This is a genomic window from Sinorhizobium kostiense, assembly GCF_017874595.1.
Classification (GTDB): domain Bacteria; phylum Pseudomonadota; class Alphaproteobacteria; order Rhizobiales; family Rhizobiaceae; genus Sinorhizobium; species Sinorhizobium kostiense.
In genome coordinates, this window is the sequence record NZ_JAGILA010000001.1 from 508,573 (window position 1) to 535,346 (window position 26,774).

Here is a 26,774-nt window from a genome sequence, read left to right on the forward strand (position 1 = left end):
CGGCGTTCGGAAAATGAGTCTCGGCAACGAATTTCAGCGCCAGGTCATCGCCGCCCACGTGTCACAACGGCTCGCCGGCCCGGCGCGGGCTATACTGGGATATCAGGAATTGCTGTTCGAGCAGGCGCGGGAGCTGGGGCTGAACCATGTCGACGCAGACCTGGAGCGGATCGGCGCCGCGGCACGACAATTGAACGGGCTCATCGACGGGCTGCTCGACGGCAAGGCCTGTTCTCCCGAGGGAAAAGAACCCGAGGCGGAGGCAAGGCTCCGCCATGATCTGCGTACTCCGCTCAATGCCATCATCGGCTACTCGGAAATGATTCTCGAAGAGGTGGCGGATTCGCCGCTGAAGGAGGATCTCAACGTCATCCTTGCGGCAGCGGCCGAACTCCTGAAGCAGGTCGACTCCCTTGCCGGTCTTTGGCGCGGAGAAGCAATCGAAGCGCTGCAGCCGGCGGAGCAAACCACGATAGACGCGGCAGCACTCGAACGGATCCTGTTCAAGGCCAGGCACGAAACATTCCCCGATCTGGCCGGCAAGATTCTGATCGTCGACGACGTCGCCAGCAACCGTGACCTGCTGTCGCGGCGCCTGCGGCGCGATGGTCATCGCGTCTTCACCGCCGATTGCGGCCTCTCCGCCCTTGCGAGATTGGCGAAGGACGAGTTCGACCTCATTCTGCTCGACATATTGATGCCGGACATGAACGGCATCGAGATTCTCTCGCGGCTGAAGTCTGAGAGCCGTTGGCGCCATGTCCCAGTGATCATGATATCCGGCTTGAGCGAGGTCGCCGCCGTTGCCCGGTGCATCGAGGCGGGGGCCGATGACTATCTTACGAAGCCATTCAACGCGACACTTTTGCGCGCGCGCATCAACTCCGCGCTCGAGAAGAAGCGCTGGCTCGACCGCGAACACCGCTATCTGCAGCAGATCGAAACGGAGAAACGCCGTGTCGATGCGCTGATCCATGCAATCCTGCCTGACCAGATCGTCGCGCGGTTGCAGGGCGGCGAGGCAATCATCGCGGACCGCTTCGATGCGGTTTCGATCCTGTTTGCGGATATCGTCGGTTTCTCGCCAATCGCGACGAGGCTGCCGCCGTCAGAGCTCGTAAGGCGGCTGGACGGATTGTTCAGCAAGTTCGATCTCCTGACCGAGCAGCATCGGGTGGAGAAGATCAAGACCATCGGAGATGCCTACATGGCCGCCTGCGGAATTCCGGAGCCGGCAGCGGATCACGCCGACAGGATCGTCGCTCTCGGACGATCCATGCTGAACGCGTTGGACGCTATGCCCCCGGACAGCGACCGCTTTCGCATAAGAATCGGGATCCATTCGGGACCGGTCGTCGCCGGCCTGATCGGCCGGCATCGCTTTGTCTACGACGTGTGGGGAGAAACGGTGAACATTGCGAGCCGGCTCGAGTCCCAGGGCGTAGCCGATCACATACAGTTTTCCGAAGCGACCATGCGCGCCCTGAGTGGCTCCTGGACATTCGAGCCGCGTTGTGGGTTGGAGCTGCGAGGTATCGGCACCGTCAAGACCTATCTCATGCGGTAGGCACGCATCGTCCTATTGCACCGGGGCGGTCTCCATGGGAGTTGGACTCGGTGGCGCCGTGCCCTCGGGGGCCTGCGCCTCGGGGATTTGCGCCTCCGGGGCCGGTGCCTCGGGCAGCGGCGCTTGCGTCGACCCGGTCGTATCCGGCTCGCCGCCGGTGTCGCTCGTAAGCGCGGGTGCCCGCTGTCCGTCCGTTCCGATCGGACTCGGTGTCACGGAGCCGTCCGCGGCGGCGACACGCCAGACGGCGTTTCCTGCGTCATCGGCGATGAGCAGCGCACCGGTGCCGTCGATTGCGAGGCCCACCGGCCGGCCGCGGGCTTGCTCCCCCTCGAGGAAGCCGGTCACGACATCCTGTGCCTTACCCGCCGGGCGGCCGTTTTCGAAAGGTATGTATACGACCTTGTAACCGTTGAAGGCCTGGCGGTTCCAGCTGCCGTGCATGCCGACGAAGGCGCCGCCGGCATAGGCCTCCGGCAAAGCGGAGTTGTAGGTGAAGACCAATCCTAGTGCGGCGACATGGCTCGAAAGCGCGTAATCCGGGACGATTGCCTTCTCCACCATTTCCGGCCGCGGCGGATAGACCCGTTCATCCACGTGATTGCCGAAATAGCTCCAGGGCCAGCCGTAGAATCCGCCTTCCTGCACCGAGGTCATGTAATCCGGCACGAGGTTCGGACCGAGTTCGTCGCGCTCGTTGATGACGGCCCAGAGGACGCCGGTCTCGGGATGGAAGACAAGCCCGTTTGGATTGCGCAGGCCCGTAGCGAAGATGCGGGCGGCGCCCGTTTGGCGGTCCACCTGCCAAATGGCGGCGCGGCCCTTCTCCGCCTCCAGCCCACGTTCGCCGACATTGGAATTGGAGCCGACGGAAGCGTAGAGGTAGCGGCCGTCAGGGCTGAGCGCCAGATCCTTGGTCCAGTGGTGATTGATGGGGCCGCCGGGAAGCGGCGTCAGCACGCGAGGATCGCCGGCGATTTCCGTCTGGCCGAGCTGATAGGGATAGGCGAGGATCGCGTCGGCCGCGGCCACGTAAAGAGTCCCATCGTACCACGCAACGCCGAAGGGAGAGTTGAGCCCGGTCAGGAGATCGTGCCGTTCATCCACCTGCCCATCGCGATTGGTATCGCGCAGCAGCGTGATCAGGTTGCTCTCCTTCTGATTGCCGCCGCCCCCTCGGGCCCATGACATGATCCAGCCGCGGACCAGGTCCTTGGGCGTCGATATCGGCTTGCCCGGCGGTTCCCGCCCCTGCACGACGAGTACGTCGCCGTTCGGCAAGGTATGGACCGTGCGCGGGTTGGCGAAGTCCTTCGCATAAACGCTGACTGCCAGGTCTTCCGGGACGGCCGGGGCCTGACCATCCTGCCAGCCGACGATCTCGGCGATCTTGAGATCGGGGAGAAGCTCGGACGTGGGCTCGGGCAGGACCGGATCGGGCCCGATCTGCTGCGAGACGTCGAAATCTGCATCGTCGCCGCAGCCGGCAAGCATGGTGATTACCAGAGCGCTCGCGGCCAGCGCAGGCGCGCGTAGGAAGGCCGGCCTATGCATGATAGCTCACTCCGACGCGCCGAACGGCTAGCGTTCCGTCAAGCACGGCGACGACGGCCATGAGAAGCACCGTCGCCGCCGACAGCACCAGCCCCGTCGGCACTATGGCCGTCCAGCCATCTCCGGCATGGACGAGATTATTGATGAAGGCGAGGACGAGGATGACGACGTAACCGATCGCATGCAGCCACGTCCTATGGCCGCGTCGCTCCGTTCGAAGCAGCAATGCCACGACCCCGGTCAGGCCGGCCACGACGCCGAATGCCATTCCGGCAAAGAGCAGCCAGGCAGAGAAGTGGTGCCACATGATATCGCCGGTCTGCCAGTAGGCGGTGTCGGTCAGAAGCGCCAGCGTGAAGCAGGCGATCGGAAACGGCACGAACAGCAGGTGGATCGGGGCCCAAGCGGTTGTGGCGGTCGACGGAGATTCCTCCAGGCTCATCGGCGCCTCCTGTCTTGTCGGCAACCCAACGTCACTTCCCGCGTTTTGTTCCTTTCTCGATACGAGCACAGGCGTCGCCAGACTGCACCCGCCTATTGCGCGAAGTCGATGACCCGGTTCGATATGCGTTCGGCGAGATGGCGGTCGTGGGTGACGAGAAGGACGCCAAGGCCAGTCTCGCGGACGATTTCCAGCAGAAACGCGACGACTTCTCTCTGGCTGACCGGATCGAGCCGGGAGGTGGCTTCGTCGGCAAAGAGAAACACGGGCTCGAGCAACAGAGCCCGTACCAGCGCGAAGCGCTGCAACTCACCGCCGGAGATCTGGCCGGGCAGCCGGTCCAGCAGAGAAGATTGCAAGCGCAGCCTCGAAACCAGCCTCTCCACCACGTTCCAGCTTCGTCCGTGCAGCCGAGCCAGGTCGGCAAGCCCCTTTCGGATCGGCTGATGTGGCGCGAAGACGGAGGGCGGGTCCTGATAGAGCTTCTGGTAGCGTAGGGCAGGCAAATCGTTCCGCCGCTCCACGGAGCCGGAATCGGACTTGACGAGTCCCAGTAGGATGTTGCCGAGGGTGGTCTTGCCGCAACCGCTCGGTCCAACGACGGCTACGATCTCGCCGGCGCGTATCTCGACGTTGAGATCGGCGAACAGCGACGCCTCGCCGAAGGCCTTGGCGAGCCCGTATCCGGCAAGCACCACTCCGCCTGGCGTCGTTGGTGCCTGTCGGCTCCAGCTCTCGGGATCGGCGGCGAGCAGCGCGCGGCTGTAATCATGCGTCGGCGCGGACAACTGTCTTTCCGCGGGGCCGCACTCGATCAGTTCGCCATTCAGCATCACGCCCACCATGCCGCCGAGCGCCCGCGCCACAGCGACGTCATGGGTGATGGTCAGCAGCAAGCGTCCGTTTTCGACTTCCTGGCGGAGCCGTGCAGTAACGGAATCGCGCAGGGCCGCGTCGAGCCCTTTCGTCGGCTCGTCGGCAATCAACAGGTCGCTCCCGGCCGCATGAGCGATGGCGATCGCCACCCGCTGCGCCATTCCACCGGACATCTGGAACGGATAAAGGCGGCCAGCTCCCGGAAGATCGACCTCGCCGAGGTTGCCTGCCGCCAGTTGCCTGCTCCGCCGCGCATCCCGCCCTTTGACATAGCGATGAACCTCCGCCACCTGCCCTTGGACCCGCATCGTCGGGTCGAGCGCGAGCCACGGCTCCTGCGGGAGCAGCGAAATCTCGCGTCCCCAGAGTCGCCGCTGTACGCCACGCGAACCGGCGAGGAGATCATTGCCGTCGAGACGAACCTTTCCAGTGGCCCTGAGCTCGGGCGGCAGACTTCCCATGATCGCTTGCGCGACGAGCGACTTGCCCGATCCGCTCTCGCCAAGCAGCGTCAGCGGTCTGCCCCTGCCTATGGTGAAAGAGATGTCGGAAACAACGCGGCCGGCGGCGGACTCGACGGCAAGCCCGCTGACCGACAGTTCCTGTATCGCAGTTCGCACGTTCATCCGCGGTCTCCCTCAGCGACGAGTTGCAGGCCGAGGACGAGAAGAAAGATCAGCATAGCCGGCATGAGTACATGCAGCGGCGCCTCGGCATAGTAGGGCAGAAGCTCGACGATCATGCTGCCGAGCTCGGGCGTCGGCGGTTGCAAACCGACGCTGATGGCGCTGAGCGTCGACACGGCGATGATCGCCGTCGCCATGGCGAAAGCAGCAAGTGTCGCGATCGTCGGCGCGATCACCGGCAACACGTGATTGCGGAGGATATATCCCGACCCGAAACCCAGGACCCTCGCCGCTTCGATGTGCAGCTGGGCGAGAATAGTCTTCGAGGTCGCACGCGTCACGCGATAGAACTCCACCCAAAGTGTCAGCGAAAGTCCCAGGAAGAGCGGGCCGTAATTACCGGGCGAAAAGGCGAGCAACAGGAGCACGAGCATCAATCCGGGCAAGGCCAGGACAACGGTCGCCAGCAGTTCCATCAGCCTTTCGATCCATCCGCCCTTCCAGGCGGCGACCAGGCCGAAAAGGACGCCCGGGAGGGCGGCCGCCAGCATGGTGAGGAAAGCGAGGCCGAAGGAGAGCCGTGCACCATGGGCGAGACGGGCAAGAAGGCTGCGGCCATAGTGGTCGGCCCCGAGCAGATAGTCGCCGCCGATCGGTGCGAGGCTGGCACTGAAATCCTGTGCCGCCGGATCCGTCGGAATGACGACGGGTCCGACAAGTGCGAAGCTGCCGAGCAGTGACAAAAGCGCCAGCCCGAAGATGCCGCTGCCGGAGAGCCGGGGGCGCGCTCGCGCTTCGGTAAATTCGCCGATCATGCTCATGCGGTTCTCCTCAAGCGGGGATCAAGCCAAAGTGAAATCGCATCGACCAGGGCTGCGATGGCTACGAACATCAGTCCCATGACGAGTGCCGTCCCCTGCACCATCGGAACGTCGCGCTCGATGATCGCATGCACCAGGGCGTGGCCGATCCCCGGATAGGCAAAGAGCGACTCCACCACCACGACCCCTTCGACAAGGTAGATTGCCTGGAGGCCGAGATAGGAGACGACGGGAATGGCCGCGTTGCGAAGTCCATGCCGCCTGACGACCACCGCTTCCGGCAGGCCCTTGTGCCGGGCGAAGGCGAAATACGGCGCCTTCACGACCGCGGCGACCGAGTTGCGGGCAACCCGGCTCGACATGGCGGCGAGCCCCAGCGCCAACGTGAGGGCCGGCAGCAGGATTTCCCGCGGCGAGCCGAAGCCGGCGGGCGGCAGCCAGCTGAGTTGTTTGGAGAAGACGAGCATGAGGAGGAGGCCGAGCACGAAGGGAGGCATGGCGCGAAAGATTGCGGCGCCGGCAAGGCCGAGCCGGTCGGCGACACCTCCCGGCCTGAGGCCGGAGAGGACGCCGATCGCCGGCCCGATCAGGATCGACAGCGTGAGCGCTGCCGCCGCCAGCCAAGCGGAGGCCCCGAGCTGGACCTGCAGCTCATGCACGACGGGAGCAGCCGTCACCAGCGAGTGACCGAGATCGAAGCGCAATAGATTGCCGAGCCATTCGAGGAATTGCACCGCGACGGGTCGATCGAGGCCGAGTTCCAGCCTGACCTTCGCTGCCGCTTCGGTGATGGACGCGTCCGGGCCGTAGCGTCCGGCGGCGATCCGCATGGCGGCGTCCCCCGGCAATATCCGGATGAGCACAAAAGAGAGTGCGCCGACGACAATGGTCACGATGGCGGCCTGTGCCAGACGAGCGACAAGAAAGTTTCCCATGCCGTCCCGCCCTCATTCAGCCCAGCGGATCGCCGAAAGTCCGTAGTTCACCTCAAGCGGGTCGACCTGAACGCCGGTGATCCGTTTGCTGGAGACGATCGCCAGCTCCGACCAGGTGACCGGAATGCTCGGCAGCTCCTGCTGCAGGATTTGGACCGCACGGCGCTGCGACGGGGCGCGTTTGCTCGCGTCACTGACGGCGGCGAGTCTTGCAGTCTCCGCCTGGACGTCAGTGTTCTCCCACCCTGTCGCACCCCAGTCGCTTCCACCGGCACGATAGTCCTGCAGCAGCGTGCCGACGGGGTCGGGGACGATCGAATAGAGGCGGGAGATCAGCGCCAGTTCCAATGTGCCGTCGGCATGACGAGCGGGAATTTCGGAGGTATTGCCCACGGAGACCTTGGCATCGATGCCGACTTCCCGCAGCTGCGCCTGAAGCGCGGTCGCGATCGGCGGAAGCTCCGGCCAGCTGGCATAGGTAAGCAGCGTAACGCTGAAGCGCCTGCCATCCTGCGTCAGGACGCCATCGCTGCCAGGCATCCATCCCGCATCGGCCAGCAATTGCTTGGCTCGCGTGACATCGCGGGTGAGCGGGGCAAGATCTGGCGCGTGCCAGCCCTTGAGCGCCGGCGGGAAGAGTTGGGTCGCGGCAAGGTCAGGATTGCGAAGGATGACTTTGGAAATCCCCACCCGGTCGATTGCATAGCTCAACGCCTGGCGTTCCTCGACGTCATCGAAGAACACGGAGCCGGCGTTGACCTTCAGCAGGCGCGTGCGAGGAATGGTGGCAACCTGCACGTCGAGTTCGGGATTTGCCTTCAGCCGTTCGACCGACACCGGCAACATGGAGAAGACAAGGTCGGCTTCACCGCTTTCGGCCATCAGGGCGCGCGTCTCCCCCTGCCCCACGGCCAGATAGTGAACCTCGCCGATGCCTGGCTTGCCGCCCCACCAGTGGCCAGATTCCTCGAGTTCCATTTTTGCCGGTGCTGTCAGGCTCTTCACCCGGTAAGGACCGGTGCCGACGATCCGCGAAATCCGGCCGGAGGCGTCGTAGGAGGACGGCGAAAGGATAATGGTGCTGAAGTGGACGAGATAAGCCGGCAGCGCCGAGAAAGGCTTTGCCAGTCTGATCACCACCTCGCGGCCTTCACTGGCGATTTCGGTGATCGGCGCCTGTGACAACACGCCTGCCCCGGAGAAAGCTCGCTTCAGGCCTGCGGCGGCCGTTTCCGCCGTGACCGGCGCGCCGTCGTGGAACAGAGCATCATCGCGGAGGAGAAATCGCCATATCAGGCCATCGTCGCTGACGCTCCATCGCTCGGCGAGCGCCGGTACGAGCTTGCCCTGCCGGTCGGCCGTGACCAAGGTTTCAGCCACTTGCAGGCGGCTGAAGACATAGCCGGTCTGGGCCGGTTCAACGCCGGTGATCTCCCAGGGGCCCGCGACCTTGAGAGGCTGAGCATTCGCTGGCGCTTCCGCTGCCAGGAACCCGAGTGCAACAGTCATGAACAAGCCGCGTAGCATGCGCATTCAGATCTCCATTATCCGCTTCGATTTCTATGTGACTGGACAGGCGCCGGATCCACCCCGGCAGACAGGCGATTCCTGCTTATGTTACGTTATTACATTCGTCAACCAGAAAGGTAACGTAATAACATATTCCCCCCGGTTCTTCGGCCCCTCCTCAATCCAGTGCTTGGTTGGAAGCGCCCGCCGGCAGCGCTCTACGAGGAACAAAGCATGCCCGGCGTTGTTTGGAGCCGGTCAGATACAGGGGTGCCGAGGATCTGGACACTTTCACCATCGACTGCCGCTGCCGGGCACATCGCGCGCGATTTCCTCGCCGGTAGCGGCGGTGTGCTTCCCTCGGTCTGAGCGATGTCACCCTCGGGCAAGCGTCGAGACCTCCGCGGCACGTACTGCCGGTGGCGTCAGTTCCCCGTGGTGACGCTTGCGCTTCGAAATCCAATGAGCGCCGGTGTCGTAAATCACCGTTGCACGTCAACCATATGCAGGGACCGTGGGATTGGGCTTTGATCTAGAGCTGTTGCTCCATGACGTGATCACTGTAGCTATCGCTTTCGCTCTAGCCTTTCCGATCGGCTGGGAGCGTGGCCGCGGCCGCCACAGCGTCGGCTTCAGAACTCTCCCGATCGTCGCGATAGCAGCTTGCGGCTTCGCACTTGTTGTCGACACGAGTTCTCCCGCCAACGCGGAAGCTCAAGCTCGGGTTCTCCAGGGCGTCGTCACTGGCATAGGCTTCATAGGCGGAGGTGCGATCGTCAAGCAGCGAGGCAATGTGAAGGGCCTGGTTACAGCAGCCAGCATCTGGAATGCCGGAGCGATCGGTGTGGCTGTTGGTTTGAGCCGGCTCAACATTGCCATTGTCCTGAGCGCCGTCAACGTCCTGACGCTGTGGACCTTGGCATATTTCAATATCCGCGGCGACGAAGATTCGAGCGAAGATTGAAAAAGGTCGTGCTGCTTGAAGGCTGCGCGAGCCGCATGAGTCCGTTCTCGTGGGCAGCGGCATCCGCGATCTGACACGCATTCTACGACTGACGGGCAAACGCACGCTCCGGGAGATCGTCGCGGTTGGCCCGGCATGCGACTGAAGGAGAGCAAAAATGGTGGAACCAGGCGCACTGCCCCCGCAGGAACCCGACGAGCAGAGGGAGCGGTGGCAGGTTCTCAATCAACTGGAGGACGCACTCGAAAGACCGATGCTGGTCCTCTCTTTCCTATGGCTGGCATTGGTGCTGGTAGAGCTTGTATGGGCGACATACGGCGTTTTCGAACTGCTTGGTACCATCATTTGGGTGGTCTTTATCCTTGAGTTCCTCCTTCGTTTTGCCCTTGCACCGCGCAAATGGGCATTCTTGCGGCGCAATCCGATTACGATGGTTGCACTTATTGCTCCAGCATTCCGATTCCTTAACGCGCTCCGGTTCCTGCGGTTCGCCCGCGGTCTGCGACTGGTCCGCATAGTGGGAACAGCCAACCGCGGGCTGATGGCCCTGCGCACGAGTTTTGACCGCAGGGGCGTGGGTTACGTGTTGTTGGCTACGGCCTTGATCGTTCTCCTGGGAGCTGGGGGCATGCTCGCGTTAGAACCGGCACGCGAGGTGAAAGGAGGTTTTGAAAGCTATGGCGACGCTCTCTGGTGGACGGCGATGTTGGTCGCGACGATGGGATCAGGGTTCTGGCCGGAAACTGCGGAGGGAAGAGTACTGGCGCTGCTTCTTTCAATGTACGGGCTTGCTATCTTTGGCTACATCACGGCCAGCATTGCCACGTTCTTTGTCGGTCAAGAGGCGAGAGCGATCGATGGCGAGATCGCCGGTTCAATTGAGCTGGCTCAGCTGCGGCGGGAGATCGCGCTCCTCCGAAAGGAGTTGCGTAGGGATGGTGGCGAAACCGACATTGCTTGATGCCTACAACGTCAGCACTGGTCAACGGTCGCCATCTTCGCCGCAGCGTTCAAAGTCGCGGCCTGCTGATGGACGGAGGATCATGATTGCAGTCGCCGGGAATCGTTCGGAACGAAGCCCAGGTCCCGTCTTCGCAAAGCGCAAATATGAAGTCACCGTTATCGACATTAAAGGGTATATTATTTCAATAGCAGAGTAGATCATGCTGCTGATCAGCGTTGATCAATTAATCTTTTTCTATTTTCTTCCGGAACACTTCTGAACGCTCCCAGTTTGATGGCTCTATCATCATCGTTGAACGCACGGCGGGGGAAGTATCGGCGCGCTGCCATGACGAGCAAGCGAATTTCCTGGGACTCAATCTGATGCATGACATCGTCACGGGCGCCAGGAGTGTCGATGAGGCCCGCGACTACTACGCCAAAGAGTTCGCTGATTATCGCCGGAAAAAGCCGACGCCCTACATGGAGGGGCTTCGTTTTGTTCCCGCTGACGCCAGCGCCGCCGATCCGGATACCCGCTTGTTATCTGATGAGGATCTGGAGGAGGCGAAGCGTGAAGGCGAACAAACACACGGCTGGCGGTAGAGGGTTACGCCTGTTCGCCGTCGACCGCGGGCGCAGACCGGCACGCCTCCTCCCGCGCCCGAAATTGGGTGCCGGTGGCTTTCTCTCGTAGCTTAACGGCGAAACTCGCAAGGGGCGAGAGGAGGGCTTCATTTCGGGATGCGTCAATTCAAAGTCTCGCTATTCACTTCACAGTCGTATGAGCAATCGTGAGCTAGCGTCGGTCGATTGCCGCGAACCACCGCCGAGTGAGAGCGTTATTCTACTGCATGTCTCTAGGTTGATTTAAGAACAGTGAGACAAACGATTCAGAGTGCTACGGCGACCTTTGGCGTCTGACAAGACGGGCGGCGCTGTAGCGAAAACTCAGCATTCGCAGGAGGCCGTATGCTGAACGAGGAAAGGAGTTGGCACCATGAACGTTTCTCTGAAGATCACCGCACTTGTCCTGTCTTCCGCACTCGCGGGAGCCGCGGCACCGGCTTTGGCAAACGGTTACTATCAGGGCCTTGATCCCCATGCCCCGCAGGCAAAACGGCACTTCGAACCAACGATGTCGTTGCCTCCAGTCCTGGTGACGCCGGTTGATACCATGGCGACAGGCAGTATCGAGCCGACTCGCGAGCCGCGCGACGAGAGCCTTCCGCCGTACATCCCCGGGGAGGGCCGGTACTATTTCGGTACCCTTCCGCCGGAGCTAGAGACGCCGGGTGTTGATACCATGGCGACGGGCAGTATCGAGCCGACTCGCGAGCCTCGCGACGAGCGCCTTCCACGGTACATCCCCGGGGAAGGCAGGTACTATCGCGGCATCGTTCCGCCGACACCCTGACGCTTGAATGAGGCCATGATTCGGAGCGGGACGTGCTCCCTGCCTAGGCGCGCCGTACTGCATTTTGTCACCTCGTAGAGAATTGACGGTACGGCGTGTCGGCTAACCGCGTATACCAACGACAACAATGGGTCGATTATTCGCGTTCACCACCCTCGCAGCTGGTCAGAGCCGCAGCTGCTTCAAACTCACGTTGCGCGAATTCTATTTGTGGTTAGCGGGCGGTTTTCGAATTGACTGCACTTGCGCCAACGTTGGAACAACCTCGCCCGCTCGAGGTTATCAGGGTGCATCGTTCTGGCCCCGCACATCCAACTGCTGAACGAACTCATGACACGATGAACGAAGGCGAGCCGACACGGCGGGATTTCCTTTATGTCGCGACCGGCATATGGGCCGTAGTCGGTTTGGCCGCCGCCGCATGGCCCTTCATCGACCAAATGCGCCCCGACGCGGGGACACTGGCTCTGTCGACGGTGGAAGTCGACATTTCCGCAATCGAGCCTGGAATGTCGTTGACCGTAAAATGGCGAGGCGTTCCGGTGTTCATCCGCAATCGCACCGAAGAAGAGGTCGTGGCAGCGCGACTTGTGAACATTTCGGAGCTTAAGGACCCTCTGGCCCGCAACGCGAATATTGCCGGCGATGCGCTGGCCACCAACGATGCCCGATCGCCAGAAGGGCGGGAGAACTTGATCATCATGGTCGGCGTATGTACCCATCTTGGTTGCGTGCCGCTCGGGGAGGCTGGCGAATTCGGCGGCTGGTTCTGCCCTTGTCACGGGTCTCACTACGACACCGCCGGCAGAGTTCGAAGAGGGCCGGCGCCGTCGAACTTGGCTGTTCCCCCATACGAGTTCGTCTCGGACTCTACCGTTCGGATTGGATAGATCCGCCAGTCCCTAACCTCCCTGTGGCACAACCTGGTCAACTTGGCGGTGACGGAGACTAAAATGCAGACGACTAAAGAAGGCCGCAGAATCGCTTGGGTGTTCGTAGCATTGGCGCTGATCGCCAATATCGCCGGCTATAGTCTTGGTTTTTACCGGCAATGGTGGTGGTTTGATCGGGTACTGCACGGTTTCACAATTTTTGCCCTGACCCTGTGGCTGGGCATATTCTACTTCCTAGTCGCGCTACAGCCGTATCACGGGCGAAGCCTACGCGTCTTTCTGATCATGCTTTCCGTCGGAGTCGCCGCGGGGGCCATATGGGAAGTCTTCGAGTGGGGAGTCGACATGTTGGCGTCCACGAATGTCATTAAGGGGAAGAATGACACGATATGGGACATCATAATGGACACCGCCGGGGCAGGACTTGCCGCACTTCTCATCCGACCCTTCCTTTCAGACCGCCAAGATCGGTGAGACATGCGTGGAATCCGATCCTGCGCCATCGCGCAGCTGCCGACCCTGAAGAATTGCGGCATACGCTTTCGGGCTCCCCACGACAAAGTCCTCCTGAAGTGCAGCAACGCTTAGCCTTGGCGGGGTTGTTGGGCGTTCCGCAAAAACGCTTCGGCGGCGGCTACCTTGGTCGTCCTAAATAGAGAGAGCGGTGAGTCGATCCAGCGTACGATCGCAACATTCTCACGTCTAAGGGTCCCCGACCGCCTCCCCGGCGGGGCCGCAAGAGGAGTCCGCTCGCGCACCCCGCCGCTCCGTTCAGGTCAGCCGAACAAGTCGCGGCGCTGCACGTTCCTTGGACACGAAAACTTGATCCGCGCGACCGAGACAGCCGCACTCAACCGGTCACATTTGGCGGCCGGGCCTCAGGCTGGGCACACTTCTACTGCCCGGTCGGCAAAAATGCCGTCCATAAGCGTATGAGCCTGCTGCGGGAAGCCATGCGCCTTGCTAAGCCTTCTCCTTCTCGCGCAGTCCTTCTTTTAAACGGCTGCGATGCCGACCCGTCTTTCGCTGCTCGAGTGCCGCGTCGATTTCAGCACCCGCAAGCAGCGAGAGAGCACTCAGGTAAAACCAAAGGAGTGCGACGATCACCGAGCTGATGGATCCGTAGAGGCGGCCGAAGGATCCCGCATGTTCGACATAGATCGTCAATCCAAACGAGATCAGCAGCCATGACAGCGTGGCGGCCAAGGCTCCCCAAGTGAACGGATGCCATCTCGGATTCTTGCGGCATGGCCCGAAACTAAAGAGCAGGCCCACCCCCGCGAAAAAGGTGAGCCCAAGAAGGGGCCAACGGAGAAAGGCAAGTTGCTGCAGGGGGGCAGCGTCCATGCGCCCCACCAGGAATGGGAACACCGCGAGCGTCCCCAGCGAAACCAGAAGGTAAGCTACCCCGCCTAACGCGATACCCAATCCGGCGAAAGCGCGCCCCCATCTGCCTCGCGTTTCCTTCGTATCGAAGGCGATGTTAAGCGCTGAAATCAATCCACTGGCGGAGCGCTGTGCCGTCCAAAGGACAAAGACCAGGTTGAGCAGAAGCCCGACACCCAATCCGAACCCCTCGGGCACGCTGGTAACGAAGCTCCCGGTCAGTTCGACGACCGTCGAGGGCAGCAGCCCCTTCGTCTGCTCAAGCGCCTTTTCGAGGATCGCCGGATCTGAAACGAGCTGCCAAACGGCGGCTATCGCCGCGAGCACTGGCAGCACCGCGAGCATAGCATGGAACGCAAGCCCGGACGCCACCATGAGCACGTGATCGCTGAAGATTTCACGCCTGACCTCGGCAGCCACCGACTCGACGATCGGTTCGTGTCCGTGTTCCGGCGCTTGGCGCGCACGTCTCGCTTGCCTGTTCGTTTCGGTCATCCCTCGACGGGCACCCATGCTCGCGGTCTACGGACGAGGCCACCCGGAAGAAGGGTGCAGAGGTACGGTGAGGCGGCGTGCCGAGAGGAGCCTTCCGACTTGTCAGTGGCCTATATCGGAGGTTGTTTCGGCTTATTCGCCAGGCGTATGGTGTCCTACGACATCGCCGCTCGGCGCCACGAGATACCATTCCCCGCCGAAGTCCTCGACATCGTGCCCGGTCGTCTTGCCGGCGCCTCCATCCTTTACGTAATAATACAGTGGCCAGCCGCCGTAGCTGACCTGCATCTGGCCGCCTCTCCTCTCGGACATGTCGATGAGGTCGGGGGTAAGCGACTCGCCTCCTGTCGGCTTCCCTTCGGCGATCAACGGCGGCCAGGCTTCCGCACATGCATCATAGCATGTGCTCGAGGCTTTTTCCTCGCCTTTGCCGCGCTGGTCCGCTTCGAACATGTAGAGTGCACGGCCTTCAGCGTCGGCGACGTAATCTCCGTGTTCAGGGCTGTTCGCAACCGTCAGCTTGACCTCGGAAGTCTGCTGCGCGCCGACCGAAGCGGCCGCGACAAACAGCAAGCCCGTTCCGGTCAAAAATAGGATCTTCCTCTTCATGTCGAGCCTCCTGTGCGCGGTCACCCGCGCGCCCAATTGATGGATGGACAAAAGGTTCCGGATCATCGTCGATTTCTCGGCACGCTCGCCGACAGCACATGGATCGCGAGTCGACGCCAAACGGCGCGCTTGTCGAGGCGAAGCTTTCGAACCTGCCGCCCGGGATCCACGCCTTCCCAGCGACATGGCCAGGGGTTGCCTTCGGCTGCTCCGCTCTTTGAGGGTCGCTGCTGCGACTACGCTGATTCTCAATTGGTGGGGAAACAGAGCTGCCTTTTCGCGGCAGGAAACGGGTGGCTGCGGAGTTCGCCCCGCAGCTAGACATCCGTGACGCAATGTTCAGGAGAAGCACGTCATGGAACTAGCAAACAAATCAATCATTGTCACCGGAGCCAGCAGTGGTATCGGCGCCGCGGCAGCTTTACTGTTTGCTGCAGAGGGAGCCAATGTGGTCCTCGGCGCGCGTCGGTCGGCGGAATTGAAAACCCTCGCCGAGACAATCGACCGCGGCGACGGCAACGCCGTATACCTGGCCGGCGATCTTAAGGACGAGAGCTATGCCGATGCTCTCGTCGCCCTCGCCGAGAAGGAGTTCGGCGGGCTGGACGGAGCGTTTAATAATGCCGGCATCGTGGGAGAGATGGGCCCAGTACCCGATATGACAATCGGCAACTGGCACGACGTCATATCGGTCAACCTTACGGCCGCCTTCCTTGCAGCGAAAGCCCAGATACCGGCGATGAAGAAGCAGGGGCAAGGCTCTATCGTCTTCACGTCGTCCTTCGTTGGCTTCAGCAACGGCGGCATGCCTGGTATGGGAGCCTATGCGGCGTCCAAGGCCGGCCTGATCGGCTTGGCGCAGTCGTTGGCATCCGACCACGCGGCAGAAGGCATTCGCGTCAATGCGCTGTTGCCCGGTGGTACGGTCACCCCAAGCGGAGGAGAAGGGAATCCCGCCGCGTTGGAATTCATCGCGAACCTGCATCCCATGAAGCGCATGGCAAGCCCGAAGGAAATCGCCCAGGCGGCCCTTTTCCTCCTCTCCGACCGGTCGAGCTTCATGACGGGAAGCCCGATGACCGTGGATGGCGGCATGTCCGTTCGGCTCACGTAGCGGCCACACAGAGGTCGCCCAAATTGGCCACGAGGGCCATTTGGGTGACCATCGTCGATCCGCCAGGAGCGATAATCAGCGCGTCTCGACAGGGGTCATCTGGGGAACAGAACCGCCGACCGGCGGTTCGGCGCCTAGTCACGGATGGAGGAGAATATGTTGAAGAAAATCCTTGTTGCGGTTGCGATGATTGCGACCTCCGCGTCTCCCGCCCTTGCGCAAGCCGACCTCGTCTGCGATCAGGATGGATTACAAGCGCTCGAGGCCGAGATCGCCCAGATCACGGACCTCCAGCGGCAGAACGAGGCGAAAGAGGCGCTGACCAAAGCTAAGGCAGCACTGGCTGCGAACGATACAGAAAGCTGTAAGCTGCATATGGGGGAAGTCACCACTGCAGCCAAGCCGAAGAGCGACCCGATGTGAAGCCGCAGCGCTGACCCCGAAATTGGGCGGCATCGCGGCAAACCTGAAAAGCAGCCGCACGTGTTCGAAAGGGGCCTGCCTCAAATCTCGCCGGAAATGGCGGTGGGGTCATGTGGCTGGGAAGAGGGGCAAGCCTTCTGCTCGGATGCCATCGCCTCGAGATAGCCCGCAGGCCCCGAAAGCTTCATTGCGACAAAGCCGCGATATCTCTTGCGGACATCACCAAGGTCGTCTGGATTGGCGACAGACCGACACGCGTCGCCCATCACGAGATCGGCGTGGCGCTGCAGCGTCGCGACGCGCTTTGGCTGGCGTTCGCAACTGACGACGGCCGTCAGCACATCGAGAACCCTGATCAGCACAGCGGTGCTACCCGACCCGCTTTGCCTGATCATGTGAAACATGACGTCGACAAGCGCATCATAGTCCACCGCCGGCATAACCAGGGAGGGCTTCCCCTCATGAAGAACGATGCCGCTTGGCAGACGTAGTGGCGCCAAATCACAAAGGGCTGCGCCGAGCCGGTCGACAACGCTGATCGCCGTATGAGGGTCGTTCACACCGGGCGAGAGGGCGCGAACCGCGACTTCGACGAGCTGCCTTATCGCGAATTCGATATCGTTAGCACTACTGCGACTCCAGCCGAGCGCGGTGGCGCTGCGGATTGCCTCCGCTACACCGTCGACCGGCGGTTTGATGAGAGCAATCGGTGCCCCGGGAAATACGCGATCACCGGGTGACAAGCAAACGGATGGCCGTGTGACTATCGGCGGCCCATTTTGCCAGGCTAGCCTCATCGAGTTGCTGAAGATAGCCGCGCCGTTGATCGACCACGGGGACGGCGTCGCGCCAAAAAGCCGCCGGCGGCGGTCGAGCCTGCGGCCCATTGGCGGGCAGGCCGTCGATCGCACGCCTGACATCCTTGCTGACCAGGTCGATCACCGTGTCGACATTTATCCGCCCCGCCATATGGCCGACGAAATACACCAGCGTCGCGACGCAGACGAATGCGAGGCCGATGCCAACCGTGAGGGCGAGGTGCGGGACAAAAGCACCCTCGGCCTCGGTCCGGACTGTCCGCAGCACCATCAAGGCATAGGAGAAGGTGCCGAGAAATGCCCCCAGGACAAATTGGTTGCCGCGGTCTCTCGTGAAGTTGTGCAACAGTCGCGGGCCCATCTGCTGGGCCGCCAGGGAGAGCGCCGCGATGGTGATGGTAAAGACGGTGCCGGCAATGCCGATTGTCGTGGAGGCGACCGCACCCAATAACGTGCGGGCACCTTCGGCGCCGCCATTGTAAAGCCAGGAGCTTTCCACCATCCAAAGAGGAACGGTGCCGTTCTGGTCGAGACGGACCAGCGCTAAGGCAAGAAAGGCTCCCCCGGCGCTCAGGATCGCGGGGAGGACCCAAAAGCTATCGCTGATTGCCGCGAGAGCCTGATTGAGGCGAGCCTTCACTATGACCTCCACGCCCCCGTCGTCCCACAAAGCTAACCCGCAGATGGCGGGGGTGGTTCCAGCTAGAACCGACCCAGTGATCACTTGCGACAGCGAGCTGAGAGCGATAGCCAGGAGCGCTGCGGCGAATAACAGTCAAAAGCAGGCGGTGCAGTTGCTAAGGGGGCAGGCCGACCGACAGGGCCGCCGGCATCGGCAGCACCCGGGCTGGGAGCTGCGCAGGTTTGGCATTACCGGTGTTCGGTTGGATAGGGAGCGCCCTCCTGGAGCCCTCCGCGTCTTATAGTGATCTACCTGGAACCGGACCCACTTTGCTGGGGAGGCAGTTCCCCCGGGCGGATCACTCGCGTTTTCCCGAGATCAGGCGCCGGCTCTACAATCTCAGTGTCGCCGACGCGGGGCGGCTTCAGAACCCCATTACACTCGTCAAGTTTCTCGGCGAATGCCCTTTGCTGGGTGTCCACATCAGGAGCGACTCGACAACGATGGCTGTCGACGCTGTTCGTGGCAATCTGCGCCAGAGCTGATGTTGCGACCAAAGCCGTAACTGTGAGAAATGCGCCCAAGACAGATCGAGTGGATTGCCTATGCCTCCTCATCGGACTGGCTCCTTCTAACAGGCTCCAACAGGAAACGCCGCTTTTCCGGGGGGAGCGGGGTCGAGATTTGGCTTCCTAAGCCAGACCCCGGGGTGGTCGGGTTGGTTCCGAGGGCCGTTCGGCAAGAACATCAAGTCGCGCAACTGCTCCGAATACGTCCGGAAAGGAACCTGCCTCCGCCCGCAATCGGAGCGCCGCAGGCGTGCCCGCAGGCGACGCATTGAACCCGCTGCGGCAACCTGCCCCCCGGGGGCACCGTCAGGAGCCAATCTCGAAAGGATCGGAAACCAGCCGGACCCGTCGGTTCACCGTCTCGACAACGAAAGCGATCTCCTGTCCTGCCCTTGCCTCTTCAGGAACGGGAATGGTGACCTTGAGCATTCCCGATTGATCGGTCTTTGCGCGAGAAACGGTTCGGAAATCGGGCTCGTCGCCGATCCGGACACCGACCGTTACCTCGGCGTTGCCCGGCAGGCCCCACGCCTCGAGGCTCACTTCTTCTCCTGGAGCGGTGCCTTTCGAAGCTACGACCAGTTCGGCTCCCTTGGTCGGGGACGGCGAAATACCCGGCAGGCCCAATCGCTCACCGAATTCCAGTAGGTCTCGGTTGAGGTCCGGCTGATCCGAAAGGTAATCGGAGACCGATCTCCCTGCGGCCCTTGCGGCCTCATCCACCCGCTCACCTGCCTCCCTGACGGCATCCCGGGCGCGATCGAGCCAGTCGTCATCCGCGGCTTCTGCCGGCATCTCCAATTGGAGCCCGGCGCGAATCTCGTTACGCTCCAGCGAGGGATTGGCGGAAAGAATTGCTTCAACGGTCGTGCTGCACCGGCCGGCAAGCTGTTCAAGCGTTTCGCCTGTCGCAAGCGCCTCGGTTTTGCCGCAAGGCTGCGCAGCCGCGGGAAACGCGAGGACGCAAAGAGCCGCAGCCACGAAACCCGCAGTCGGATTCAGCTGACGCATGCGTGCCTCCTCTTCGTTGGTGATGCTTCTTCGAGGGTATGCTGGTACCTAACCGAGCCTGTGTGCTCTGGTTCCGGAAACACGTCCTCGTGATTGCATGAAGCTGCGGCAACCGTTCATCGGGTGAACCCCGAGTGCGACATACAGTCGAACCCTAAGCGAAAGCGCGATTCGGCCATCAGGAGTTTTTCGCGATGACCGCCTCGGCCGCCTCGCGGATGGTCTGCATCAGGATGGAGAGCGGCAGCGACTGGATCGCATCGGCGCGTGTGGTCAGCCCGACCGGTCCCTTCGTCTCGCTGGTGTCGATCGGCAGGGCGACGAGCAGGCCGTCTTCGATGTCGGTGGCGACGACGCCGTTGGAGATGATCCAGATGGCGTCGCTCGAGCGCACGAAGGCGCGTCCGAACGAGTCGGATACCGTCTCGATCTGGTTGGGCAGCCCGGCGATGCCGTTGGCGATGAGAAAGCGCTCGACGAAGGGCCGGATAATCGAGGCTCGCGTGGGCATCAGCACCGGATAGTCGGCGAGATGCGCGAAGATCGACTGATTGCCGGCGACGAGCGGATGGCCGGCGCGCACGGCAAAGATCACCTGCTCGGAATAGAGATGCTCGAAGGAAAAGCCGGTCATCTTGTCAGGCGCCGCAAGCCTGCCAACCACGAGGTCCAGGTCGCCGATGCGCAATTGCTCGAGCAATACCGCATTCTCGCCGGTGACGATCTTGGTGCGAACCCCGGTGTTCTCGTCGAGGAAGAGTGTCATCGCGCGCGGCATGATGCGTGTCGACACCGTGGGCAGTGCGCCGATGCGGATCGGCGGCGCGTCGCCGGAGCGCTCATGTGAGACGGAATCGATGCCTTGCCTCAGCGCCGTCAACGCCGCACCGGCGTGGCGCAGGAAGACTTCGCCATAGCGGGTGATCTTGATGCCGCGCCCCTCGCGCTCGAACACGGCAACGCCGAGCACCCCCTCGAGCTCGCGGATCGTCTTGGTAACGGCAGGCTGAGTGACATTCAGAAACTCGGCTGCCTTTACCACGCTCTTTTGGCGGGCGACTTCGAGGAATGTCTGCAGATGGCGAAACTTGATGCGAGCGTCAATCATGGACCCATAACTCGCTAGTTAACCGAGCGCTCAGAAATAGCACTTTGCCTAACCGTTTAAAATAGTCGCCGGAAAGAAGGCGCGATCACCCCGTGGCGTCTGACAAGACGCGCAGCGCTGATATCGGCCCGTCACGCCCGAACGAAGCAGGCGACGGGGAAGCCGTCGAATATCTCGACAAGCGGCAGGACATCCCGCGGCTCCAGTTTCGCACCCGTGAAAAGGTTCCTGAGCCGCACGCGCTCGCAACCAACCGGCCACGCGAGCGCGGTCTCCTGCCATAACTCGGGCCGAACGGAGAGGCGGCTTGCCTCCGTCTGGCCGAAGACGAGCCTCGGAACGACCGTGAGCAGGAGATCGCCCGGGGAGCAACGCGTGAAGGCAGCGGCATGGCGCGCGGCGGGCCCCTCTACGATGAGCGCACGATATTCGCCTGTTCCCAGCAGGTTCCGGCCCTCTCGGCCGCGATAGGAGAGGCACTTGCCAATCATCCACTGCTTCAAGTCTTCGAACTCGCTGGCCGTCAGGCGGCGCGGCAGTTTTCCAAGCGTTGGGACGGGCGAGAAGCCGCGGCGGTTGTCGGGATCGACCAGCGATAGATCGAGGCGTTCGCTGCCCTGGTAGATGTCCGGAATTCCCGGCGCGGTCAGCTTCACCAATGTCTGGGAGAGGCTGTTGATCAGGCCGGCCACGATGAAGGGCCGCACCGTCCTGTCGAAGTCCTCGATGAACGCGCGGTTGCGCCAATCGAGGAGTTCGTGCAAAAATCCGCTGACCGCAGCCTCGTAGGGCCCGTCCGGACAGTCCCAATTGCTCCGCAGCTTCGCCTCTCTGACCGCCTTGACGGCAAAGGCCTTCATCCGCTCGCTGAGGGACGACAGCTCCCCCTCCTCGCGCAATTTGCCGACGGGCCAGATGCCGAGGAGGCTCTGATAGAGGAATTGCTCGATAGCGATTTCCGGCGCATCGCCGGTCGGCAACGGACGGATGCTCGCCTTGTTCATGTCGTGCCAGCGCGCCACCGCGCCTCTCCAGGTCTCCGACGCTTCGCTGATGACGTAAAGGCGAGCGCGGGCGTCCTCGCCGCGCTTGGTGTCATGGGTTGAGGTCGCCGACAGGCCGTGCGGAGCGTCGCTCGAGCGCGTCCGCATCATCGTATGAAAGCGCTCCACTCCCCCCGGTGGCCAGCAGGGATCGGCCCCGACCTCGTTTGCGGCGAGGAAGTCGCCCCGCCGGTAGAAAAACGTGTCCTCTACCGCCTTGGCCATGACGGCGCCGCTCACCTGCTGAAAACGCCGCCGGAATTCCGATGACCTTTCGCCTTCCGCCAGACCGTGCTTCGCCGTCAGCGCAGCAGCGACGAGCGCGATCTCGACGGCGACAGCCGGCGCGGCAGCCGCTGCCTTCGCCGTGATCCCATCGATGATCTGCTGGTCGCGCGCGTGGACGCCGCGGTCGCTGACATAGGTCCGGTAGACGGAAAGCGCGGCGATCAACTGCCGGATGGCTTCGGCGATGCGCTCGCCGCCCGCCCGCCCGCCATCGCCGAGGAGCCTTGCAAGCCGGGTCACTTCCGCATTGAAATTGTGGCGGAGCAGCATCAGCTTGCATTCCCTGACCTCCTCTTCCACTCGGGCTCGGCGCTTCTCGTTCCATAGGTCCGAAGGAGACGACTCATCGGTCAGAAGCTCTGCCAGAGCCGAGATGAACTCATAGCCCGTGGTGCCTTCGACCGGCCATTGCCCCGGCAATGGTTCCGCCGCCTCGAGAATCTTTTCAACGATCACGTAGGCCCCGCTGCCGACCTCCTGCCGCAGCCGATGAAGATAGAGCTCCGGATCGGCAAGCCCATCAATGTGGTCGACCCTCAGTCCGTCGACCAGGCCTTGGCCGATCAGCTCAAGCGCAAGCCGATGCGTATCGGCGAAGACGGCCGGGTCTTCGACGCGGACACCGACGAGCCCGGTAATCTCGAAAAACCGTCGGTAGCTGAGATGGTCCCGCGCCGTTCTCCAGTCGGTGAGCCTCCACGCCTGCAGCTCGTGCAGCCGAATTACCTTCTCGGCGGGAACGCGGGCGAGGTGCCTGTCGAGCGCCGCGGCGATCGAGGGTATGGTCGCGACCGCTGCCAGCTCCGCATGAAACCGTGCGGCCTCTACCGGCTCGGCCGCCCTGGCGATGGCAGCGATCCCGTCGAATGCCGGATTCCCCTCATCGAGTGCCTCCACATAAGTTTTTGGATGGAGCGGATAGGGCGTACCGCGATAATCGAATGCCAGGCAGTGTCGGTTCCGGTCGAAGGCGAGGCGCAAGGCGCCGGCCGCCAGTTCCGCCTCGAATGACTGGCCGAGGAACGGCAGCGTCAGCGGCTGCTGCCAATCGATGTCGAAGCAGGCTGCGCGGTGGCTGGCGCGGCCCCATTCGATGACATTGTGCCACCAGTCATTCTCTATATGCGCGGCCATATGGTTCGGTACGATGTCCAGTATGATCCCAAGCCCATGGGCCTTCAGCGCCCGCACAAGCTCGCGAAATCCCGTTTCGCCTCCCAATGCGGGATCGATCTCATTGAAGTTGGCGATGTCATAGCCATGGGTTGAGCCGCGCACCGCAGTGAAAATGGGTGAGGCATAGAGGTGGGATATGCCGAGTCGTGCGAGATACGGGATCAGCTCCGCGGCTCTCGCGAAGTCCATTCCGTTGCGAAATTGCAGCCGATAGGTTGCATTGGGCAGGTGCATGGCGGTCTGGATCTCAGATCACGATGATTTTAGGTCGGGTCGGGCAGAATCCTGTGAGGTCGATTCTAAGATGTTGGCGCGGCATGCGGGCGGAACCCGTGAACACGTTTCTCATCCCGCGCTTATCCGGCTGAACAACCATGAACCGCCTATTGTTCCAGAACTTGAAACGCCGCTCTGGAACAGCATTTCGCAAGCGGAAGCGCCCGAGAACCCGCTTTGACCATCCTTCCATTGCCTGTTTTACGCAGCACGGGAACCGGGAGTGGCAAGCAGCCGTTTCCCTCCCGGACTGCAAAACAAATCCGCACAAGATGGAGGATCAGATATGGCACAGAAACCGATCGGTTCCGCCGTACCGCGTGGAGTCGTCGACACGAAAACGGGTTCGGTCGGCGCTCAGAAAGAAGAGAGCGTCGAAGAGCAGGTCCGCTGGTTGCGCGAACAGGTCAACACACTAAAGGATACTTTGACCGAGATGGGCATCTCCTCCGGCAGGGCAGTCACGAACACGGTGGTTGACACGAGCCGGCGGGCCGGTGAAATGGCAAGGGAGCACCCTGCTTGGACCGCGCTCGTGCTTCTCGGCGTCGTCAGCCTCATCCTTGCGAGCACCGGCCGTCCCTACTGGTCTTCCCGCCGGTCATCGCGCTTCGAGGACTTGGTCGCCGATATCGAAGACCGCCTGAGCGATCTCAAGGATCGATACTGGTCGAGCGGCTGGCGCTGACGAGGCGCGCACATTCGGTCCCTCCAATCGGAGCGGGGCGAGGTGTGGCCGGCCTTCGGCGATCTTGCATATCGGCAGCTTCAAGCGGGACGTGGTCGCCGGCGGCGTTCTCGTCCCGCGAGGTTGTATTTTTGTCAGCTGAGCTGACTGAATCCCTCTAATCCTCTATCCTGAATCCCACCTTCATGACCACCTGATAGTGCGCGACCTTACCGTTGACGATCTGTCCCCGCACCTGGTCTACTTCAAACCAGTCGAGATTGCGCATCGTCTGTGAGGCTCGGGAAATCGCCGTTTCGATGGCGTCGGTAATCGAGTTCGGCGAACTGCCGATCAGTTCCACCTTCTTGTAGACGTGTCCGCTCACGGTTTCCTCCTTCGGCTTTCCGTTTTCGTTTCTCGGCTCTTCCGCGCGAGGCGGAGCATCGCATTTCCGGCGAGCACATGTCTTCGCCGCCCCTCGATCATGCGCCCGTCAGGATTGAAGCGCCAGAAAAAGAGCGCGAAAACGACGATGTCGGATCTGCAAAACGATCTCTTCCGACGGAAATGCCATTCACTCGAGCGCCGGCGCGAGCTATAGCGATCGGTGTCCAATGCACCGGGACAGGCCATGACCGATACCGTCACCGACCGATTTCTGCGCTACGTCGTCATCGACACCCAGTCGGATCCGAGCTCCGCGACGCAGCCCTCCACCGCAAAGCAGAAGGACCTGGGCAGGCTGCTGGTCACGGAACTGCTGGCGATCGGCCTTTCCGATGCGCATATGGACGAACACGGCTACGTTCACGCGACCATCCCGTCCAATGTGGAAAAGCCGGTGCCGGTCATCTGCTTCTGCTCGCACATGGATACGGCACCGGACTTCACCGGCTCGAGAGTCAAGCCGAAGATCGTTCGCAACTATTCCGGCGGGGATATCCAGCTTGCTGGCGACCCGCAGCAGGTGATCCGTTTTCGCGACAACCCTGCGCTTGCCGATCAGATCGGCAACGATATCATCACCACGGACGGGACCACCCTGCTTGGTGCCGACGACAAGGCCGGCATTGCCGAGATCGTCACCGCGGCGCAGGTTCTCGTCGACAATCCGGATATCCCGCACGGAATGATCAAGATCCTCTTCACCACCGACGAGGAGATCGGACGCGGCGTCGACAAGGTGGATGTCGGCAAACTCGGCGCAGAGTTCGGCTATACCGTCGACGGCGAGACGGCCGGGCATATCGAGGACGAGACCTTCTCGGCCGACAGCGTCGAGATTACCATCCAGGGCGTCGCCATCCATCCGGGCTTCGCCACGGGCAAGATGGAGAACGCCATCAAGATCGCCGCGGCGATCGTCGATCGGCTGCCGAAAGACATGGCACCCGAGACGACCGAGGGTCGCCAGGGCTTCATCCATCCGACGGGCCTATCCGGCTCGATGGAGAAGGCGCATCTGAGCTTCATCGTCCGCGACTTCGAGGAACAGGGATTGCTCGCCAAGGAGGAGATGCTCGAGAGCCTGGTGAAGGGGGTCTTCGAGGACTATCCGGGCTCCGCCTACTCATTCGAGGTCAAGCAGCAGTACCGCAACATGAAGACGGTTCTCGACCGCCATCCGGAAATCGTCGATTACGCCATGGAGGCCATCCGCCGTGCCGGCATGATGCCGGTGCGCGGCAGCATTCGCGGCGGCACCGACGGCTCTCGCCTGTCCTTCATGGGGCTGCCTTCTGCCAACCTGTTCGCCGGCGGCCACGCCTTCCACTCGCCGCTTGAATGGATCAGCCGGCAGGATATGGAGAAGGCGGTGAGCACGATCGTCGAACTGGCGAAGATCTGGGCGGAGCGGAGCTACCGCATGTCTCCTTAAATGGATCTCGATTAAGGACAAAGACATGCAGCATTTCAAAGTGCTACCGCGACCTTGCGCGTCTGATAAGACGCGCGGCGCTGTAGACTGAACCACGCAAAGTCGGTGCGGCCGCATCCCGTTCACTGCGTGAGGTCTACCCGGTTTAACATGAGTTCGGCACTCACCAATTTTAGAATGATTCTAAAATACCTCGACACGGAGGGGGTCTCGGAGCTAAGGTAAGGCCGCGGAATTCCAGCGGAGGTTCGTCAGATGAAGGGTGATCCGAAAGTCATCGACAGCTTGAACGAAGCGCTTTTTCTCGAATTGGGGGCGGTGAACCAGTATTGGCTGCATTACCGGCTCCTCGAAAATTGGGGATACACCAAGCTCGCCAAGAGAGAACGCGAGGAATCGATCGAGGAAATGCATCATGCGGACAAGCTTGTCGTGCGCATCATCTTTCTCGAGGGCCATCCCAATCTCCAATCGGTCGCGCCGCTTCGCATCGGCCAGAACGTGAAGGAAGTTCTGGAAGCCGATCTCGCCGGCGAGATCGACGCCCGCAACGCCTACCTGGCTTCGCGAGACGTCTGCCGGCAGGCGGGAGACTACGTTTCGATGAAGCTTTTCGAAGAGCTGCTGAGCGACGAGGAGGGTCACATCGACTTCCTTGAAACCCAGCTTGGACTCCTCTCGGACATCGGCGAGCAGAGATACGGGCTCCTCAATGCGGGCTCGGCCGAATCGGCTGATTGA

General features: G+C 62.0%; 24 protein-coding genes and 1 pseudogene. 12 read left to right on the forward strand and 13 right to left on the reverse strand.

The annotated features are described in order from the left end of the window. Positions 1–13: 13 nt before the first annotated feature. Positions 14–1,567, forward strand: a complete 1,554-nt coding sequence (locus J2Z31_RS02295; protein WP_209600260.1) for an adenylate/guanylate cyclase domain-containing protein — start codon at positions 14–16, stop codon at positions 1,565–1,567. A 12-nt stretch (positions 1,568–1,579) separates the two neighbouring features. Here J2Z31_RS02295 and J2Z31_RS02300 read toward each other — a convergent pair whose 3' ends face one another. The 6 genes from J2Z31_RS02300 to J2Z31_RS02325 all read right to left on the reverse strand — a co-directional run bounded on the left by J2Z31_RS02300 (position 1,580) and on the right by J2Z31_RS02325 (position 8,354). Beyond that, a complete protein-coding gene (locus tag J2Z31_RS02300; RefSeq protein WP_209600261.1) occupies positions 1,580–3,121 on the reverse strand; it encodes a PQQ-dependent sugar dehydrogenase in 1,542 nt (513 codons plus the stop codon). After that, positions 3,114–3,563: a DUF2231 domain-containing protein gene (locus J2Z31_RS02305; RefSeq protein WP_209600262.1), complete on the reverse strand. Its 450-nt coding sequence runs from the start codon at positions 3,561–3,563 to the stop codon at positions 3,114–3,116. Before J2Z31_RS02305 ends, J2Z31_RS02300 begins: the two co-directional genes overlap by 8 nt. 92 nt (positions 3,564–3,655) lie before the next feature. Beyond that, positions 3,656–5,065 carry an ABC transporter ATP-binding protein gene (locus tag J2Z31_RS02310; protein WP_209600263.1) on the reverse strand — a complete coding sequence of 470 codons (1,410 nt, stop codon included), beginning with the start codon at positions 5,063–5,065 and terminating at the stop codon, positions 3,656–3,658. After that, on the reverse strand, positions 5,062–5,886 hold the full coding sequence (locus J2Z31_RS02315) for an ABC transporter permease (RefSeq protein ID WP_209600264.1): 825 nt from the start codon (positions 5,884–5,886) through the stop codon (positions 5,062–5,064). The genes J2Z31_RS02310 and J2Z31_RS02315 overlap by 4 nt, the downstream gene beginning before the upstream one ends. After that, complete coding sequence (locus J2Z31_RS02320) at positions 5,883–6,821, reverse strand: ABC transporter permease (RefSeq protein WP_209600265.1); 939 nt, start codon at positions 6,819–6,821, stop codon at positions 5,883–5,885. The genes J2Z31_RS02315 and J2Z31_RS02320 overlap by 4 nt, the downstream gene beginning before the upstream one ends. Before the next feature lie 12 nt (positions 6,822–6,833). Continuing rightward, entirely contained in the window at positions 6,834–8,354 is a 1,521-nt protein-coding gene (locus J2Z31_RS02325; RefSeq protein ID WP_209600266.1) for an ABC transporter substrate-binding protein, read from the reverse strand. Positions 8,355–8,844: 490 nt separating this feature from the next. On the opposite strand from J2Z31_RS02325, the gene J2Z31_RS02330 reads away from it, so the two are divergent. The 6 genes from J2Z31_RS02330 (at position 8,845) to J2Z31_RS02355 (ending at position 13,020) form a co-directional block, all read left to right on the forward strand. Further along, the gene (locus J2Z31_RS02330) at positions 8,845–9,294 is read left to right on the forward strand and encodes an MgtC/SapB family protein (RefSeq protein ID WP_209600267.1); all 450 of its coding nucleotides are present in this window, start codon (positions 8,845–8,847) and stop codon (positions 9,292–9,294) included. 157 nt (positions 9,295–9,451) lie between these two features. Continuing rightward, a complete protein-coding gene (locus tag J2Z31_RS02335) occupies positions 9,452–10,255 on the forward strand; it encodes an ion transporter (RefSeq protein WP_209600268.1) in 804 nt (267 codons plus the stop codon). A gap of 365 nt (positions 10,256–10,620) precedes the next feature. Then, entirely contained in the window at positions 10,621–10,842 is a 222-nt protein-coding gene (locus J2Z31_RS02340; protein ID WP_209600269.1) for a hypothetical protein, read from the forward strand. 394 nt (positions 10,843–11,236) lie between these two features. Beyond that, entirely contained in the window at positions 11,237–11,653 is a 417-nt protein-coding gene (locus J2Z31_RS02345) for a hypothetical protein (protein ID WP_234939224.1), read from the forward strand. Between the two features lie 338 nt (positions 11,654–11,991). Beyond that, positions 11,992–12,543, forward strand: coding sequence for a ubiquinol-cytochrome c reductase iron-sulfur subunit (petA, locus tag J2Z31_RS02350; RefSeq protein ID WP_209601040.1), 552 nt, complete (start codon positions 11,992–11,994; stop codon positions 12,541–12,543). A gap of 63 nt (positions 12,544–12,606) precedes the next feature. Further along, positions 12,607–13,020 (forward strand): hypothetical protein, encoded by a 414-nt coding sequence (locus J2Z31_RS02355; RefSeq protein WP_209600270.1) that lies wholly within the window; start codon positions 12,607–12,609, stop codon positions 13,018–13,020. Positions 13,021–13,509: 489 nt separating this feature from the next. Here J2Z31_RS02355 and J2Z31_RS02360 read toward each other — a convergent pair whose 3' ends face one another. Together J2Z31_RS02360 and J2Z31_RS02365 are read right to left on the reverse strand one after the other, a co-directional pair. Then, entirely contained in the window at positions 13,510–14,445 is a 936-nt protein-coding gene (locus J2Z31_RS02360; protein ID WP_328243160.1) for a YihY/virulence factor BrkB family protein, read from the reverse strand. 114 nt (positions 14,446–14,559) lie between these two features. Next, on the reverse strand, positions 14,560–15,036 hold the full coding sequence (locus tag J2Z31_RS02365; protein WP_209600272.1) for a COG4315 family predicted lipoprotein: 477 nt from the start codon (positions 15,034–15,036) through the stop codon (positions 14,560–14,562). A 355-nt stretch (positions 15,037–15,391) separates the two neighbouring features. Between J2Z31_RS02365 and J2Z31_RS02370 the strand changes: the two genes are divergently transcribed. Then, positions 15,392–16,150 (forward strand): SDR family oxidoreductase, encoded by a 759-nt coding sequence (locus tag J2Z31_RS02370; protein WP_209600273.1) that lies wholly within the window; start codon positions 15,392–15,394, stop codon positions 16,148–16,150. 156 nt (positions 16,151–16,306) lie between these two features. After that, complete coding sequence (locus J2Z31_RS02375; RefSeq protein WP_209600274.1) at positions 16,307–16,573, forward strand: hypothetical protein; 267 nt, start codon at positions 16,307–16,309, stop codon at positions 16,571–16,573. 80 nt (positions 16,574–16,653) lie between these two features. Here J2Z31_RS02375 and J2Z31_RS29915 read toward each other — a convergent pair. The 4 genes and pseudogenes from J2Z31_RS29915 to treY all read right to left on the reverse strand — a co-directional run bounded on the left by J2Z31_RS29915 (position 16,654) and on the right by treY (position 23,442). Continuing rightward, positions 16,654–18,115, reverse strand: a pseudogene (locus tag J2Z31_RS29915) (DUF2254 domain-containing protein). A gap of 773 nt (positions 18,116–18,888) precedes the next feature. Next, complete coding sequence (locus J2Z31_RS02385) at positions 18,889–19,593, reverse strand: LysM peptidoglycan-binding domain-containing protein (protein WP_209600275.1); 705 nt, start codon at positions 19,591–19,593, stop codon at positions 18,889–18,891. A 178-nt stretch (positions 19,594–19,771) separates the two neighbouring features. Then, positions 19,772–20,701 carry a pca operon transcription factor PcaQ gene (pcaQ, locus tag J2Z31_RS02390; protein ID WP_209600276.1) on the reverse strand — a complete coding sequence of 310 codons (930 nt, stop codon included), beginning with the start codon at positions 20,699–20,701 and terminating at the stop codon, positions 19,772–19,774. A 131-nt stretch (positions 20,702–20,832) separates the two neighbouring features. Beyond that, the gene (gene treY / locus J2Z31_RS02395; protein ID WP_209600277.1) at positions 20,833–23,442 is read right to left on the reverse strand and encodes a malto-oligosyltrehalose synthase; all 2,610 of its coding nucleotides are present in this window, start codon (positions 23,440–23,442) and stop codon (positions 20,833–20,835) included. 328 nt (positions 23,443–23,770) lie between these two features. On the opposite strand from treY, the gene J2Z31_RS02400 reads away from it, so the two are divergent. After that, the gene (locus J2Z31_RS02400; protein WP_209600278.1) at positions 23,771–24,172 is read left to right on the forward strand and encodes a hypothetical protein; all 402 of its coding nucleotides are present in this window, start codon (positions 23,771–23,773) and stop codon (positions 24,170–24,172) included. Positions 24,173–24,329: 157 nt separating this feature from the next. Here the strand turns inward: J2Z31_RS02400 and J2Z31_RS02405 are convergent, their stop codons facing one another. Beyond that, positions 24,330–24,539, reverse strand: coding sequence for a dodecin (locus J2Z31_RS02405; protein WP_209600279.1), 210 nt, complete (start codon positions 24,537–24,539; stop codon positions 24,330–24,332). Between the two features lie 246 nt (positions 24,540–24,785). Between J2Z31_RS02405 and pepT the strand changes: the two genes are divergently transcribed. After that, on the forward strand, positions 24,786–26,033 hold the full coding sequence (pepT, locus tag J2Z31_RS02410) for a peptidase T (RefSeq protein WP_209600280.1): 1,248 nt from the start codon (positions 24,786–24,788) through the stop codon (positions 26,031–26,033). A gap of 255 nt (positions 26,034–26,288) precedes the next feature. Further along, positions 26,289–26,774, forward strand: coding sequence for a bacterioferritin (bfr, locus tag J2Z31_RS02415; protein WP_209600281.1), 486 nt, complete (start codon positions 26,289–26,291; stop codon positions 26,772–26,774).

What these genes read in the sequence shown, in the direction of transcription:
- J2Z31_RS02295 (WP_209600260.1), top strand. Translation starts at nt 14, where the DNA reads ATGAGTCTCGGCAACGAATTTCAGCGCCAGGTCATCGCCGCCCACGTG.
- J2Z31_RS02300 (WP_209600261.1), bottom strand. Translation starts at nt 3,121, where the DNA reads ATGCATAGGCCGGCCTTCCTACGCGCGCCTGCGCTGGCCGCGAGCGCT.
- J2Z31_RS02305 (WP_209600262.1), bottom strand. Translation starts at nt 3,563, where the DNA reads ATGAGCCTGGAGGAATCTCCGTCGACCGCCACAACCGCTTGGGCCCCG.
- J2Z31_RS02310 (WP_209600263.1), bottom strand. Translation starts at nt 5,065, where the DNA reads ATGAACGTGCGAACTGCGATACAGGAACTGTCGGTCAGCGGGCTTGCC.
- J2Z31_RS02315 (WP_209600264.1), bottom strand. Translation starts at nt 5,886, where the DNA reads ATGAGCATGATCGGCGAATTTACCGAAGCGCGAGCGCGCCCCCGGCTC.
- J2Z31_RS02320 (WP_209600265.1), bottom strand. Translation starts at nt 6,821, where the DNA reads ATGGGAAACTTTCTTGTCGCTCGTCTGGCACAGGCCGCCATCGTGACC.
- J2Z31_RS02325 (WP_209600266.1), bottom strand. Translation starts at nt 8,354, where the DNA reads ATGCGCATGCTACGCGGCTTGTTCATGACTGTTGCACTCGGGTTCCTG.
- J2Z31_RS02335 (WP_209600268.1), top strand. Translation starts at nt 9,452, where the DNA reads ATGGTGGAACCAGGCGCACTGCCCCCGCAGGAACCCGACGAGCAGAGG.
- J2Z31_RS02340 (WP_209600269.1), top strand. Translation starts at nt 10,621, where the DNA reads ATGCATGACATCGTCACGGGCGCCAGGAGTGTCGATGAGGCCCGCGAC.
- J2Z31_RS02345 (WP_234939224.1), top strand. Translation starts at nt 11,237, where the DNA reads ATGAACGTTTCTCTGAAGATCACCGCACTTGTCCTGTCTTCCGCACTC.
- petA (WP_209601040.1), top strand. Translation starts at nt 11,992, where the DNA reads ATGAACGAAGGCGAGCCGACACGGCGGGATTTCCTTTATGTCGCGACC.
- J2Z31_RS02355 (WP_209600270.1), top strand. Translation starts at nt 12,607, where the DNA reads ATGCAGACGACTAAAGAAGGCCGCAGAATCGCTTGGGTGTTCGTAGCA.
- J2Z31_RS02360 (WP_328243160.1), bottom strand. Translation starts at nt 14,445, where the DNA reads ATGGGTGCCCGTCGAGGGATGACCGAAACGAACAGGCAAGCGAGACGT.
- J2Z31_RS02365 (WP_209600272.1), bottom strand. Translation starts at nt 15,036, where the DNA reads ATGAAGAGGAAGATCCTATTTTTGACCGGAACGGGCTTGCTGTTTGTC.
- J2Z31_RS02370 (WP_209600273.1), top strand. Translation starts at nt 15,392, where the DNA reads ATGGAACTAGCAAACAAATCAATCATTGTCACCGGAGCCAGCAGTGGT.
- J2Z31_RS02375 (WP_209600274.1), top strand. Translation starts at nt 16,307, where the DNA reads ATGTTGAAGAAAATCCTTGTTGCGGTTGCGATGATTGCGACCTCCGCG.
- J2Z31_RS02385 (WP_209600275.1), bottom strand. Translation starts at nt 19,593, where the DNA reads ATGCGTCAGCTGAATCCGACTGCGGGTTTCGTGGCTGCGGCTCTTTGC.
- pcaQ (WP_209600276.1), bottom strand. Translation starts at nt 20,701, where the DNA reads ATGATTGACGCTCGCATCAAGTTTCGCCATCTGCAGACATTCCTCGAA.
- treY (WP_209600277.1), bottom strand. Translation starts at nt 23,442, where the DNA reads ATGCACCTGCCCAATGCAACCTATCGGCTGCAATTTCGCAACGGAATG.
- J2Z31_RS02400 (WP_209600278.1), top strand. Translation starts at nt 23,771, where the DNA reads ATGGCACAGAAACCGATCGGTTCCGCCGTACCGCGTGGAGTCGTCGAC.
- pepT (WP_209600280.1), top strand. Translation starts at nt 24,786, where the DNA reads ATGACCGATACCGTCACCGACCGATTTCTGCGCTACGTCGTCATCGAC.
- bfr (WP_209600281.1), top strand. Translation starts at nt 26,289, where the DNA reads ATGAAGGGTGATCCGAAAGTCATCGACAGCTTGAACGAAGCGCTTTTT.